At 35.9% G+C, this 13,626-nt stretch carries 10 protein-coding genes, 16 tRNA genes and 2 rRNA genes; 1 reads left to right on the forward strand and 27 read right to left on the reverse strand.

Annotation, left to right across the window (positions count from 1 at the left end):
* Positions 1-106: 106 nt before the first annotated feature.
* The 10 genes from AC0L0O_RS24955 to AC0L0O_RS25000 all read right to left on the reverse strand — a co-directional run bounded on the left by AC0L0O_RS24955 (position 107) and on the right by AC0L0O_RS25000 (position 11,035).
* Positions 107-2,002, reverse strand: coding sequence for a PrkA family serine protein kinase (locus AC0L0O_RS24955; RefSeq protein ID WP_000353280.1), 1,896 nt, complete (start codon positions 2,000-2,002; stop codon positions 107-109).
* Positions 2,003-2,393: 391 nt separating this feature from the next.
* Positions 2,394-4,463, reverse strand: coding sequence for a sensor domain-containing protein (locus tag AC0L0O_RS24960; RefSeq protein WP_428889469.1), 2,070 nt, complete (start codon positions 4,461-4,463; stop codon positions 2,394-2,396).
* A gap of 127 nt (positions 4,464-4,590) precedes the next feature.
* Complete coding sequence (gene trmL, locus AC0L0O_RS24965) at positions 4,591-5,079, reverse strand: tRNA (uridine(34)/cytosine(34)/5-carboxymethylaminomethyluridine(34)-2'-O)-methyltransferase TrmL (RefSeq protein ID WP_000538147.1); 489 nt, start codon at positions 5,077-5,079, stop codon at positions 4,591-4,593.
* Between the two features lie 58 nt (positions 5,080-5,137).
* Complete coding sequence (locus AC0L0O_RS24970; RefSeq protein WP_000260551.1) at positions 5,138-6,025, reverse strand: amidase domain-containing protein; 888 nt, start codon at positions 6,023-6,025, stop codon at positions 5,138-5,140.
* Positions 6,026-6,069: 44 nt separating this feature from the next.
* Complete coding sequence (queG, locus tag AC0L0O_RS24975) at positions 6,070-7,212, reverse strand: tRNA epoxyqueuosine(34) reductase QueG (RefSeq protein WP_000345218.1); 1,143 nt, start codon at positions 7,210-7,212, stop codon at positions 6,070-6,072.
* A 198-nt stretch (positions 7,213-7,410) separates the two neighbouring features.
* A tRNA-Gly gene (locus AC0L0O_RS24980) sits at positions 7,411-7,484 on the reverse strand.
* Positions 7,485-7,599: 115 nt separating this feature from the next.
* Positions 7,600-8,253 carry a DsbA family protein gene (locus tag AC0L0O_RS24985; protein WP_000842723.1) on the reverse strand — a complete coding sequence of 218 codons (654 nt, stop codon included), beginning with the start codon at positions 8,251-8,253 and terminating at the stop codon, positions 7,600-7,602.
* A 187-nt stretch (positions 8,254-8,440) separates the two neighbouring features.
* Entirely contained in the window at positions 8,441-9,217 is a 777-nt protein-coding gene (locus AC0L0O_RS24990) for a transglycosylase domain-containing protein (protein ID WP_000664707.1), read from the reverse strand.
* Positions 9,218-9,703: 486 nt separating this feature from the next.
* The gene (locus tag AC0L0O_RS24995; RefSeq protein ID WP_000400446.1) at positions 9,704-10,165 is read right to left on the reverse strand and encodes an NUDIX hydrolase; all 462 of its coding nucleotides are present in this window, start codon (positions 10,163-10,165) and stop codon (positions 9,704-9,706) included.
* A gap of 150 nt (positions 10,166-10,315) precedes the next feature.
* Positions 10,316-11,035, reverse strand: coding sequence for a YebC/PmpR family DNA-binding transcriptional regulator (locus AC0L0O_RS25000; protein ID WP_000532948.1), 720 nt, complete (start codon positions 11,033-11,035; stop codon positions 10,316-10,318).
* Positions 11,036-11,387: 352 nt separating this feature from the next.
* On the opposite strand from AC0L0O_RS25000, the gene AC0L0O_RS25005 reads away from it, so the two are divergent.
* Entirely contained in the window at positions 11,388-11,708 is a 321-nt protein-coding gene (locus AC0L0O_RS25005; protein WP_000149822.1) for a DUF3884 family protein, read from the forward strand.
* A 209-nt stretch (positions 11,709-11,917) separates the two neighbouring features.
* Here AC0L0O_RS25005 and AC0L0O_RS25010 read toward each other — a convergent pair.
* From AC0L0O_RS25010 to AC0L0O_RS25090, 17 genes are all read right to left on the reverse strand, one after another.
* Positions 11,918-11,999: transfer RNA gene (locus AC0L0O_RS25010), tRNA-Leu, on the reverse strand.
* 10 nt (positions 12,000-12,009) lie between these two features.
* Positions 12,010-12,080, reverse strand: a tRNA-Cys gene (locus tag AC0L0O_RS25015).
* A gap of 14 nt (positions 12,081-12,094) precedes the next feature.
* Positions 12,095-12,169: transfer RNA gene (locus tag AC0L0O_RS25020), tRNA-Gly, on the reverse strand.
* Between the two features lie 5 nt (positions 12,170-12,174).
* Positions 12,175-12,249 (reverse strand) — tRNA-Gln (locus AC0L0O_RS25025).
* A gap of 63 nt (positions 12,250-12,312) precedes the next feature.
* A tRNA-His gene (locus AC0L0O_RS25030) sits at positions 12,313-12,388 on the reverse strand.
* 19 nt (positions 12,389-12,407) lie between these two features.
* Positions 12,408-12,481: transfer RNA gene (locus tag AC0L0O_RS25035), tRNA-Trp, on the reverse strand.
* Between the two features lie 7 nt (positions 12,482-12,488).
* Positions 12,489-12,572: transfer RNA gene (locus AC0L0O_RS25040), tRNA-Tyr, on the reverse strand.
* A 10-nt stretch (positions 12,573-12,582) separates the two neighbouring features.
* Positions 12,583-12,658 (reverse strand) — tRNA-Thr (locus AC0L0O_RS25045).
* An 18-nt stretch (positions 12,659-12,676) separates the two neighbouring features.
* Positions 12,677-12,752, reverse strand: a tRNA-Phe gene (locus tag AC0L0O_RS25050).
* Between the two features lie 9 nt (positions 12,753-12,761).
* Positions 12,762-12,837: transfer RNA gene (locus AC0L0O_RS25055), tRNA-Asp, on the reverse strand.
* A gap of 3 nt (positions 12,838-12,840) precedes the next feature.
* Positions 12,841-12,917: transfer RNA gene (locus tag AC0L0O_RS25060), tRNA-Met, on the reverse strand.
* Positions 12,918-12,941: 24 nt separating this feature from the next.
* Positions 12,942-13,017: transfer RNA gene (locus tag AC0L0O_RS25065), tRNA-Val, on the reverse strand.
* Positions 13,018-13,022: 5 nt separating this feature from the next.
* Positions 13,023-13,097: transfer RNA gene (locus AC0L0O_RS25070), tRNA-Glu, on the reverse strand.
* 17 nt (positions 13,098-13,114) lie between these two features.
* Positions 13,115-13,206: transfer RNA gene (locus AC0L0O_RS25075), tRNA-Ser, on the reverse strand.
* A gap of 2 nt (positions 13,207-13,208) precedes the next feature.
* Positions 13,209-13,283, reverse strand: a tRNA-Asn gene (locus AC0L0O_RS25080).
* Between the two features lie 8 nt (positions 13,284-13,291).
* Positions 13,292-13,407, reverse strand: a 5S ribosomal RNA gene (rrf, locus tag AC0L0O_RS25085).
* A gap of 100 nt (positions 13,408-13,507) precedes the next feature.
* Positions 13,508-13,626, reverse strand: a 23S ribosomal RNA gene (locus AC0L0O_RS25090); the annotation flags it as partial.

Consider the following 13,626-nt stretch of genomic DNA (forward strand, 5'->3'; position numbering starts at 1 on the left):
TGCATCTTAATTTATTGTATTTGGACAAGGTATGACACTTTACACATATGAACGGATAATAAAACGCTGTCCCGCAAAATACAAGAGACAGCGTTTTGTTATCAAACTATCGATTTAGCAGGCTACCTACATAGCGTAATAATTCATTTGCTGAAGAAGAATTATAGCCGTGCTCATCAATTAAACGTGCAACAACATCATTGATTTTCTTCAACTGGTTCTCGTCTGGTGTTTTCGTTGATGTTGTAATTTTCACTATATCTTTTAAATCAGCAAATAGCTTCTTCTGAATCGCTTCACGAAGACGTTCGTGCGAATTATAATCGAAGCGTTTCCCTTTACGTGCATAAGCAGAGATGCGAATTAATATTTCTTCCCGGAATGCTTTTTTAGCATTTTCTGAGATTCCAATTTGCTCTTCAATTGAGCGCATTAACTTTTCATCCGGGCTCATTTCTTCACCTGTTAACGGATCACGTAATTTCGACTTATTGCAGTACGCTTCAACATTATCTAAGTAATTATCCATAAGTGTCTTAGCGGATTCTTCGTACGAATAAACAAATGCTTTTTGTACTTCTTTTTTAGCAATTTCATCGTATTCTTTTCTCGCTAATGAGATGAAATTCATATAACGCTCTCGGTCTTCATTACTAATCGATGGATGCTGATCCAACCCATCTTTTAAAGATCTAAGCACATCTAATGCGTTAATAGATGGTACCTCTTTTCGAATAATTGTAGAAGAAATGCGGTTAATAACGTAACGAGGATCAATACCTTTCATACCCTCATCTTGATATTCGCGTTGCAACTCCTCTACATCAATCGCATTATAACCTTCTACCGTTTCTCCATCATACAAACGCATCTTTTTAATTAAATCAATATCTGGACGCTTCGGATCTTTTAATCTAGTTAAAATCGTAAACATTGCTGCAACCCGAAGTGTATGCGGTGCAATGTGCACATCGGACACGTCACTTTCACGAATCATTTTTTCATAAATATGTTCTTCCTCACTAACCCGTAAATTGTATGGGACCGGCATTACGATAATACGCGAATGTAATGCTTCATTTTTCTTATTTGCTATGAAAGAACGATACTCCGTTTCGTTCGTATGCGCTACGATTAATTCATCTGCTGAAATAAGCGCAAATCTTCCTGCTTTGAAATTCCCTTCTTGCGTAAGCGATAATAAATGCCACAAAAATTTCTCATCACATTTTAACATCTCTTGGAACTCCATCATCCCACGGTTTGCCTTATTTAATTCTCCATCGAATCGATACGCTCGTGGATCTGATTCTGAACCATATTCTGCGATTGTTGAAAAGTCCAGACTACCTGTTAAATCGGCAATATCTTGTGATTTAGGATCAGACGGGCTAAACGTACCAATCCCTGTACGGCGATCTTCCGAGAAGAAAATACGCTCTACAACTACATCCTCAATTCTTGAACCATATTCTTGTTCTAAACGCATCACATTGAGTGGTGATAAATTCCCTTCAATTCTTACTCCATACTCATCAAAGAAATCATCTCGTAAATGATGCGGAATTAAATGAAGTGGATCTTCATGCATTGGGCATCCTTTAATTGCAAAAATTGCTCCGCGATCTGTTCTTGAATATGTTTCTAATCCTCGTTTCAACATCGTAACTAATGTTGATTTCCCTCCACTAACAGGACCCATTAATAATAAAATACGTTTTCTAACATCTAATCGTTTTGCAGACGGATGAAAATATTCCTCTACAAGACGTTCTAAAGCATCCTCTAAACCAAATAGCTGATTACTAAAGAAGTTATACTTTCTTCTACCATCTACTTCTTCAATTCCAGCATCTTTTATCATATTGTAAATGCGAGAGTGTGCTGTTTGAGCCACCCATGGTCTTTCCTTCACAAGCTCCAAATACTCCGCAAACGTACCTTCCCATTGTAAGCGTTCTTCTGCTTCTCGATGCTGTTCAATTTTTTTTAGAATATCCATTATAGCTCCTCCCCCATCTCCTTGTTCAATCGGATTATTATAAAAGGTATGCTAGGATGTCCTCAAACATTCTTTAAATCAAAATGAAATATACAGTAGTGCTATAAAATTCTCTCCAAAATTCAAAGAAAATTCTGTATAATATAGGTATTAAAGTTTTTACACCGCTATTCATTTTAAATAAATTCTTTTCTTCTAAGAACCTTACATACATTTCGATTCATATTTCAGATTCTTAAACTGAAAAAACAGGAGGGATATTAGTATGAAATTATTATTAATTTTAGGTGTATCACTCACATTTCTTACAGCTATTTTTACATCTGGTTACAATGATAAACCCGGTACACATAAAAAGTGATGTGCTTCTTAGCACATCACTTTTTATCAATTATTTATAATACACATTTTCCACATCATATTTTGATAAAGGGCGGCTATAATAATAACCTTGTACAAACTTCACATTCTTTTCCTTCAAAAATTGTATTTGTTCCGCCTTTTCTACCCCTTCTGCAATTACATCTAATTCTAACGTATGAGCTAAATGAATAATTGCAGCCGTAATATTCGTATCTCGTTCATCTACATGTATACCTTCCATAAAAGAACGATCAATCTTCAAAGTATCAATTGGATACGTTTTTAAATAACTTAAAGATGAATACCCTGTCCCAAAATCATCTAAATGAATCTTTAAATTTTGTTCTTTTAATTGTAGCAATACTCTTTTCGATATATCTTTATGTATAAGTGCTCCTTCTGTAACCTCTATTGCTAATAAATGAGCTGATACATTATACTTATGTAAAGCTCGGGTAATCATCTCTATTAATGTAATAGAGCGAAAATGCCTGGCTGAAATATTAACTGCAATCGGGACAACTTCATATCCTTTATTTAACCATTCACGTATTTGCCGACACACTTCATTTATTACCCATTCATCAAGCTTAATAATAAATCCTGTTCTTTCTGCTAGCGGAATAAATTGATTGGGAGAGACAAATCCTAATTCTTTATTCTCCCACCTTATTAAAGCCTCCATACTAGCTATTTTTTTCGTTTCAATATTCATTTGCGGCTGATAATATAAGAAGAATTCATTTTTTTCTATAGCACGATGTAATTGGTTTTCTATTATAAATCTTTTTTCACGCTCACAATCTAATCCATTGCCATAAAAATGATAATGCCCTTTTCCTTTTTCTTTTGCTTTTTCCAAAGCAGCATCAACTCTTTGAAATAATATTTTTTCATCTTCTCCATCTGTTGGGGCCATTACAATTCCAATTGACGCACTTAAATACACGTCCTCTTCTTCGATTACAAAATGTTCACTAATCTTTTTTTGTATGCTTTTTGCAAATACTTCTACACGTTCTTTCGTTATATTTTCTATTAACATAACAAATTGATCATCGTGTTCTCTAAATAAGTGCATATCGGGTATTTGAAAACTGCTTAAACATTCTGTAACTTTTTGTAACACTTTATCTCCTTCTTTATGACCAAACGTATCATTAATAAGGTGAAATTCATCTAAATCTATAAAGATAAACGCAAAAGCTACCTTCTCATTTAAAAAATCATTTAACTTATTTGTACATGAAATTCTATTCATTAATCCTGTTAGCTGATCATAATAAGCTAAATATTCCGTTCTCATTTCATTTAATACTTGCTTTGTAACATCCCTTGTAACAATATATACTCCAACAATTTCACCATTTACAATAATCGGGATAGTTCTCAAGGAAATATAGAGCTCGTACCCTTCTTTATGAACATATTTCTTTGAAACAATTTGCTTTGCTCTTCCTTGCATGGCTTCTTTAAATATAATTTGAAAATCTTTTTCATATTCTTTATTAATAAATTCAAAAATAAACTTATTATTTAATTCTTCAAATCGGTATCCAAATATTTCATACGTTGCTGGATTTGCATATGTAATTCTTCCTATAGAATCTATAGATATGATGGAGTCATTATTATATTCTAGTAATGACTTAAACAGCATTTGTTTTTCCTCTATCTCCATCTTCTCCTCTATTTGAGCTGTGATATCCCTTGTAATACAAATAATAAACTGACATACTCCTTCTTCGTCAAATACAGGATTCAGTGAAGATTCATAATGTAGCTCACCCTTTGGTAAACTAACTACATCACAAAAGGTATTTGCTTTCGCTTCGCTCGCTACTTTTGCATATTGCACTTGCAATATTTCCGCCGTATCTTCCGGTAATACTTCTGCAAAAGTTTTTCCATAACATTCTTCACTTAGCTTCGCATAATCCATACCTAATTTATTTACATAAATATATTTAAATGTTTCATCATCAATAACTTTCACAATAAATACTAAATCTTGAATAGCATGTAATAATCCTCTTCTTATTAAATCCATATCTATCATACTTAAAAAGGTATTTTGATTACTATATTGTTCCTTCATATTTATCTCAACCCGTCTAATCTATTTTTATTCATATATCCCATTTTATATGAATATGTACCCTTTTTTAAATGTATGATTATATATTATTTTTATTTTTAGAAAAAAAGTCGCCATATGGCGACTTTTAATAAACAATTTCTAAATCTAATCCTGGATAATTTTGTTGACGGAATGCTTCATAAATTAAAATAGCTGCTGTATTAGATAAATTTAATGAACGCACTTTATCAGTCATTGGAATGCGTAAACAATGATCGAAGTTTTCTTCGATTACATTAGCTGGTAAGCCGTTTGTTTCTCTTCCAAATACAAAATAGTAATCCTTCTCACGTTTGCTATAATCAAACGCTGTATGAGCTTTCTCACCATACTTTGTTAAATAGAAGAATTCACCGTCTTTATTTTTCTCGTAAAACTCTTCAATTGAATCATAATACGTAATTTTCACGTGCTGCCAATAATCTAATCCTGCACGCTTTAACATTTTATCATCCGTTGAAAATCCAAGCGGTCTAATCAAATGTAATTCTGTTCCAGTTGCTGCACAAGTACGAGCAATATTTCCCGTATTTGCCGGAATTTCTGGTTGATATAAAACAACATGTACTCCCACGCGATATTCACCTCTGTTTTTTGTCTACTACGTATTATACCACTTGAGCGAAAAATCTCTACCCATTAATAATATGAAAGAATTTATATTTCATTTGTGGTGTATATTTACTAGAATCTTCATAGTTCCAATAACGCCGACGGCTATTCGCTGAATGTGCATTTACAAGTGGCATACCATCTGCGTCTTTCGCTACTACAATCGTCGTATGATTCCACCTACCATCATCCTCGAAATCATAAGCTATGACATCACCAAGAATAAGGTCCTCTGGTCTTTCTACTGCTTCTGCTCGAAGCCCTGTTGTAGCACCTGACAAATACCAATAAAAAGAGTGCGCGACAGCCCAGCTCCAACTCCATTGATTCTCCCTTTGCCACCATCCTTTACGAATATTAGGATATCCATTCATTGGTACTTCTCCAGTATGAAGACATTGAGAAATAAAATTCGTACAATTATCAGGGAAATTACGATATACAGGATTTCGATCATCCCACCAACGCTCTGCATATTTAACTGCCTCTAAACGGTTATACTGATAGGAACCGTATTTCTCTTTTGTAACTTCCCTCTCCAATGTCTCACTCATTCCAACTGCTTCTGGCGCTTCAATAGCATAATCACCTATTACCTGGCTATTATTTAAACAAACTCTTCGTTTTAATTGTTCCTCTTCAATATAAAATAATTCTTTATGCTTAATTAAATATTTAAAATGTATTTGATAATCAATTTCTTGATGATTGCTATTATTTAATTGTCTCATGAAAGAAACATCCGCAGTTGCTTTCACTATATCTGCATTACGCTTTTGAAACAATAGTCTCTTTCTCTTTGCTATTTGTAATAAATCTTCAGCAATACCATCTACATTTGTTCGTTTCTCTGTTACATATGCTAAAAATTGTTGTACTTGCTTTTCAATATTTATTTTTACAACCATTTCGTCTCCCTCCCATATTACAATATGAAAAAGGGAGATATTATCTACTCTTTTTTCTGCGCTAACAATTCAAGTCCGCGATTCATTTCATGAAGAACCTCTTCGTCTTTCTCACGTTGCATCGCTTTTTCAATGGCTTCGCCCACGCCATCTCCACCAATTTTCCCAAGCGCCCATGCTGCTGTTCCGCGAAGTACTGGCCTTGGATCATCTTTCATAACACCAATTAAATCAGGAATTGCTGATGCCTCTTTAAAATGCGCAAGTGCCAAAATTGCATTTCGTTGCAGCGGTTTTTTACCTCTCCATGAACCAGACATAATTCCATATTTCTCTTTAAAGTCACGATTACTAATTGTTAAGAGCGGTGTTAATAACGGCTTAACTAACTCAGGATCTGGTTCCATCTCAGGATGATTATGAAAATCCATTCCTTTATTTTTCGGACAAACTGTCTGACACGTATCACATCCATAAATACGATTTCCTATTTTGTCGCGATATTCTTCCGGTAGGAATCCTTTTGTCTGTGTTAAAAATGCAATACATTTCTTCGAATCTAACTGTCCTCCTTGTATTAAAGCACCTGTAGGGCAAATATCAATACATTTTGTACAGCTTCCGCATTGATCTTCTATCGGCTGGTCTGGTGGGAATGGAACGTTTGTAATCATTTCTCCTAAATATACATACGAACCAAATTCTGGTGTAATAATAGAGCAATTCTTACCGCTCCATCCAATACCGGCGCGCTCCGAAACAGCTCGATCACTTAATTCACCTGTATCAACCATGGACTTAACTTCTATATCTGGAAGTTTTTCAATTAAATATGCTTCTAATTTTTGCAAACGATCTCTTAAAACAAGATGATAATCTTGTCCCCAAGAAGCACGACAAAAAATCCCGCGACGTTCTCCGCGCTTACTTAATGGTGCATTTTTTAATTTGGAAGGATACGCTAATGCAATCGCAATAATTGATTTCGCACCAGGTAATAGTAGCTGTGGGTTCGTTCTCTTTTCTATATCAGGCTCTTCAAATCCAGATTGATAATTTAATTGTTGCTGCTGGATTAACCGCTGCTTTAATTCTTCAAATGGTGAAGCACTAGCAAAGCCTATTTTATCTATACCAATCGTTTTACTATAGGCAATGACATCTTGCTTTAATTGCTCAAAATCCATTCCTAATCACCTCCTCAGATGAATCCATCCTTTATGTAACAATCTATTAGTTAGCAATTCACTTTCGGAATACTATTCTTTACTTCTATTTTCGCATACAATTACGTTTTCCAAACATTAAAAAACGCAATGCCTCGTTTATCTCGGAAACGAAACACTGCGTTGATCACAATTTATAGAAAAATATTTAATAAAATTTGGAGCGGGTGAAGAGAATCGAACTCTCGACCAGAGCTTGGAAGGCTCTTGTTTTACCACTAAACTACACCCGCAAATATGAAATACATATAAGATATTAGAATAACTTATGTAAAGTAGTATAGCATGTAAAAAAAGCGGAAGCAAGAATTTTATCGAAAAAAGTCGAAAAAGTGATGAGAGGACTCATCACTTTTTCAATTCTTTATCAATTGCTTTCTTCAAGCTATCAAAATCAGGATTTGCAAGATTTCCATTCACATATACTGAAGGAGCACCTTGAACTTTTAATTTTTGAGCACGATCTGAATCTTTACGTACTTTTTCTTTTATTTCTTTACTGTGTAAATCTTTCTTAAATTGTTCTACATCAATTTTCGGAAGTTTTTCTTTCACAATGTTAAGAAGCAATTCTTCTGTAATCCATTCTTCCGTGTCTTTCTTTTGACTCTGATAAATCTCATCATAGAAAATCCAGAATGAATCTTGATCTTGTTTATAAATTGCTTCACCAGCTGCTGCACCTAAATCAGAGTCTTTTCCGATAAATGGGAAGTTAATAAAATATAACTGCACTTTACCTTTAGCGATATACTCTTCTTTTAATCGTGGTAATACTGTTACATCCCAAGTACGACAAGCAGGACATTTGAAGTCTCCAAATTCAACTACCTTAACTGGTGCATCATCTTTCCCTAAAGATTGTTGTGTGGAATAAGCAAACATCTCATTCCCTTTATCTTTTTTGTCATTTATGATGCTATACACAATCGTCCCAATTACAATCAATACTGCAATGGAAAAAACTATACCAAGAGCCATGAGTTTGTTCGATGATTTCATATACATTCCTCTTTAAATTCATATTCTGTATACAGCATTGTACACAATACACATAATATCAATACTTACACACGTCACGCAATGAACACGCTCACATAAATTACAAAAATACAACAATTGTGACGATATTGTGTCACAATTTGTCACAATTTATTCAAAAAAAGAAGCTCCTATGTAGGAACTTCCCTTAGCTCACTGCTTTTTCGCGCGCATGATTTAACATCGACCGCTCTGTTTTTATATCATGACGAATGACTAATTTCTCACTAACTGCTTGCATATACTCATCATGATTGATATAGCCTTCTTTCTCCATTAATCTCAAAACGACGTTTCGTCTCTCAACTGCTTTATCGTAATTTTGTGCAGGTGAGTAATAAGCAGGTGCCTTTACTACAGCAGCCATCATTGCACTTTCAGCCAACGTTAATTGGCTCACCTTTTTACCGAAGTAAAGGTTTGCTGCTTTTTCAATTCCCCATGCCCCTTCTCCGTAATAAATATTACTTACATATAATTTTAAAATTTCATCCTTTGTAAATGTACGTTCAATTTTTTTCGTATAAAAAATTTCTTTCCACTTACGAGAAAATGTACGTTCATTCGTTAAAAAAGCATTTTTTGATAACTGTTGTGTAATTGTGCTACCGCCTTGCACAACACCACCAGCTTTTATATTCTCAACAGACGCCCTAATAATCGCTATATAATCTAAACCGTTATGATGATAAAACCTTTTATCTTCTGTCGCAATAAATGCATGTGTTAATGATTCTGGCACCTCTAACTTAGCCGGTACATGTAATTTACTAATATCACTTTGCTCGATCATTACATTTCCAATGAATAATAACGTAAAACTTAACAATAATAATAAAATAATGGCTTTATAAAAAAACTTAGTCATTGGATTTAATGCAACTTTTTGATGATAGTTCACCCTAGATAATACTCGTTCTTTCATCTTAAACACCTCTTTTCCACACAGCGTATAACTCTTACTTTAAGAATACCTTGTTGTAAAAAAATATCCCATCGATTTCTCTTACACGTACCTTACATCATTGTAAGGTATAAATTGAAACTTTAATCAGACCACAACAATCTGGCTAGCCGACAAATAGTGGGATAAAAAAGTATTGTATCACAGTCCTTTTTTATCTACTATTCATCTGAAATATTGAATATAGATTATGTTAAACCCATAACAGGTTACACCTTAAGGCTATTATACTTTCTCTATTAAAGTGCTCTATTTTCATTATATCATCTACAAATATATATACTTTTAAGCATCTAGTAATCTAAATGTATATAATATATCATACATTATACAGAACAAATGTTCTTAAAATCAATACTAACACTACTATTATTTTGACCTTTTTCTTAAACAGTATACAAAAAAGAGTAGTGATTTGACTGTATCTCAAATCGGCTACTCTTTTCTTTACAATCTTCCTATTAAGTTATACGGCTGTACTTCCCACGTTTCATAAGGAATAAAATGTGATGACCTCATCGCATCCAGCGTTCTGGATTTCATATGAGGACGCGTTATATACTCATCTATGTTCTCTTCATTTAAAGCAACAAATTTAGCCTCTTGTATTTCTTCATGTTGAATTTTTATTTCACCGCTTACATATGCTACTTTAAAAACGACAGCTAAAATGTTCATGGAAGCATTATAATAAACTCCTGTAATACCGATAGGCTTCACCGTTAATCCTGTTTCCTCTTTTATTTCCCTACAAACAGCTTGATCGAGTGCTTCCCCTTCTTCTACCTGTCCTCCTGGCAACTCCCACGTATCAGCTCGCCAGTGTACCTTTGCTAATAACACTTCATCTTTTTCATTTGTTAAATAGCCTGCTACAGCAACAATATGCTTTGGTGTTTTATGTTCCACATGTAAGCCTCCTAGCAATAATGAGTATTCCATATATCCCTATAAGCATATTCCCTGTTTACAACAAAATACCTTTATTAAATTCATTGCCTTAATTACCTTCATTAAAAAAGCCCCTATTCATTAAACGAACAGGGGCTTCTATCAGTATTATTCTCCTAAGTCTACGTTGTGGTAAACTTGTTGCACATCTTCTAAATCTTCTAATGCATCAACCATTTTTTCAAATTGTGCTTGTGCATCTTCAGGAAGTGTTACATCATTTTGTGCAAGCATTGTTAATTCAGCAACTGTAAATTCTTCAACACCCGCATCTTTAAGAGCAGATTGTACTGCATGGAATTGATCTGGTTCAGCATACACGATAACAGCATCTTCTTCTTCAAGAATATCACGTGCATCAACATCTGCTTCCATTAAAATCTCAAGAACTTCATCTGATGTTTTCCCTTCAAGGCCGATAACAGCTGTCGCATCAAACATGTAAGCTACAGAACCGTTTACACCCATGTTACCACTGTTTTTGCTAAATGCAGCTCGTACATCAGCTGCAGTACGGTTTACGTTGTTTGTAAGTGTATCTACAATTACCATAGCTCCATTTGGTCCAAATCCTTCATAACGAAGCTCGTCATAATTTTCTTCTGAACCACCTTTTGCTTTTTCAACTGCACGATCGATAATTGTTCTTGGAACATTGTATGTTTTCGCACGTTCTAATACCACTCTAAGCGCTTGGTTTGATTCCGGATCTGGCTCGCCTTGTTTTGCCGCTACATAAATTTCACGTCCAAATTTCGCGTATATACGGCTAGTATTTGCATCTTTTGATGCTTTTTTATCTTTAATATTATTCCATTTACGACCCATACTTTCCACTCTCTTTCCGGTTTTAAATCTACATAAAAATATTAATATGAAATATCATGTGTATTCAACACATTTTTAAAAGAAATATAAAAAGTTCGTTTTTGATTCATATTACAGACATAATATAAATCACTATCATTTTGTTCTTTCGACAAGTTATATTATACATGAATTGCTGCATTTATCACGAATTTTAGAATCATATAACATAATTTAGCAAAAAAATTCTACTATTTCTGTTAGAATTTTTTACTTCGCCGATACCGATTTCCATAATATTCCCTTACTTCCTTTCTATTGTTGTATAATTAAAATAGGAAGAAATTTGAAGGGAATATAGAGGGGGAGAATTATGACACATTCAAATGAGAAAAAACCACATGGGCTTAAAGGTATAGGAGAAAAGCTAAATCCAACTATCTATCAAGTGCGATTCATGAAATTAGATGAACCAATTCAATTTGAGTCGTTTCCTGAATTAAAGAAATTGGGGGACTGGTTGAGTACTTCAACGCACATGTGGGCCTGTCACTCAACTATGTACAAGTACAACAAAGAAGAGTTTAAAAAGAGGTTTTTAGAAATTACAAACTTAACCGTTGATCATGTACTAATATCTACTGGTGGTGTCGGATTTAACTTCATGTCACCAGGTTGGAGAGATTCTTTATAAAATAATGAAATTATATAAAGGGATAAAAATTTATCTCTTTATTGCTTTGTAGTTTGCCCCAACTGTATCGCATGTACTAAATGAATAAGTTTACCTTAATCATTCATAACCATTTCACCAACACACCATTTTGCTTATTTTATAGTGTGATGAAAACATAAAAAGACTCTACACATTTGGTGTAGAGTCTTTTATTACGCCGTTCGTGATACCGATGGTCGGGGTCGAACCGACACTCCCGAAGGAACACGATTTTGAGTCGTGCGCGTCTGCCAATTCCGCCACATCGGCACAAAAGAAAAGGCGGCAACCGGATTTGAACCGGTGATAAAGGTTTTGCAGACCTCTGCCTTACCACTTGGCTATGCCGCCATATAAAATTTTACTGGAGCGGAAGACGGGATTCGAACCCGCGACCCCAACCTTGGCAAGGTTGTATTCTACCACTGAACTACTTCCGCAAAAATGGCTGGGCTAGCTGGATTCGAACCAGCGCATGACGGAGTCAAAGTCCGTTGCCTTACCGCTTGGCTATAGCCCATCGAATTCTTACTTAATTATATGTAAGTATCCATTAGATTATTTATAATTTTTAAAATAAAAATGGGGCGACTGATGGGAATCGAACCCACGAATGCCGGAGCCACAATCCGGTGCGTTAACCACTTCGCCACAACCGCCATGTTGTGTAAATATATTTGGCAGGGGCAGTAGGAATCGAACCCACACTGGAGGTTTTGGAGACCTCAGTTCTACCTTTAAACTATGCCCCTATGTAAATGGTGGAGGGGGGCAGATTCGAACTGCCGAACCCGAAGGAGCGGATTTACAGTCCGCCGCGTTTAGCCACTTCGCTACCCCTCCGAAACTTACATGGTGCCGGCTAGAGGACTTGAACCCCCAACCTACTGATTACAAGTCAGTTGCTCTACCAATTGAGCTAAGCCGGCGTATTTTATTAAAGTAAATGGTGGCTCGGGACGGAATCGAACCGCCGACACGAGGATTTTCAGTCCTCTGCTCTACCGACTGAGCTACCGAGCCTTATTAAAATGGCGGTCCCGACCGGGGTCGAACCGGCGATCTCCTGCGTGACAGGCAGGCATGTTAACCACTACACCACGGGACCATTTGGTTGCGGGGACAGGATTTGAACCTGCGACCTTCGGGTTATGAGCCCGACGAGCTACCGTGCTGCTCCACCCCGCGATAATATTATTCATATAGTTTATATGGTGGAGGATGACGGGATCGAACCGCCGACCCCCTGCTTGTAAGGCAGGTGCTCTCCCAGCTGAGCTAATCCTCCAAAAGTGGTGACCCGTACGGGATTCGAACCCGTGTTACCGCCGTGAAAGGGCGGTGTCTTAACCACTTGACCAACGGGCCAAATATTATAAATCCTATGGCGGAGAGCAAGGGATTCGAACCCTTGATACGCTTGTGACGTATACACGATTTCCAATCGTGCTCCTTCGGCCAACTCGGACAGCTCTCCAATGGCTCCGCAGGTAGGAATCGAACCTACGACCGATCGGTTAACAGCCGATAGCTCTACCGCTGAGCTACTGCGGAATAATATTGCCTGGCAACGTCCTACTCTCACAGGGACAAGGTCCCAACTACCATCGGCGCTAGAGAGCTTAACTTCCGTGTTCGGTATGGGAACGGGTGTGACCTCTCTGCCATCATTACCAGACATTATTCTTTTGAGACAATCATTATTATAACTTATTCACTTTAAAAGTCAACAAGTTTTTTATGTTCTCTCAAAACTAGATAACATTGCTACATATTATATGGTTAAGTCCTCGATCTATTAGTATTCGTCAGCTCCACATGTCACCATGCTTCCACCTCGAACCTATCAACCTGATCATCTTTCAGGGATCTTACTAGCTTACGCTATGGGAAATCT

Source organism: Bacillus sp. GS3m_15504, assembly GCF_055825275.1.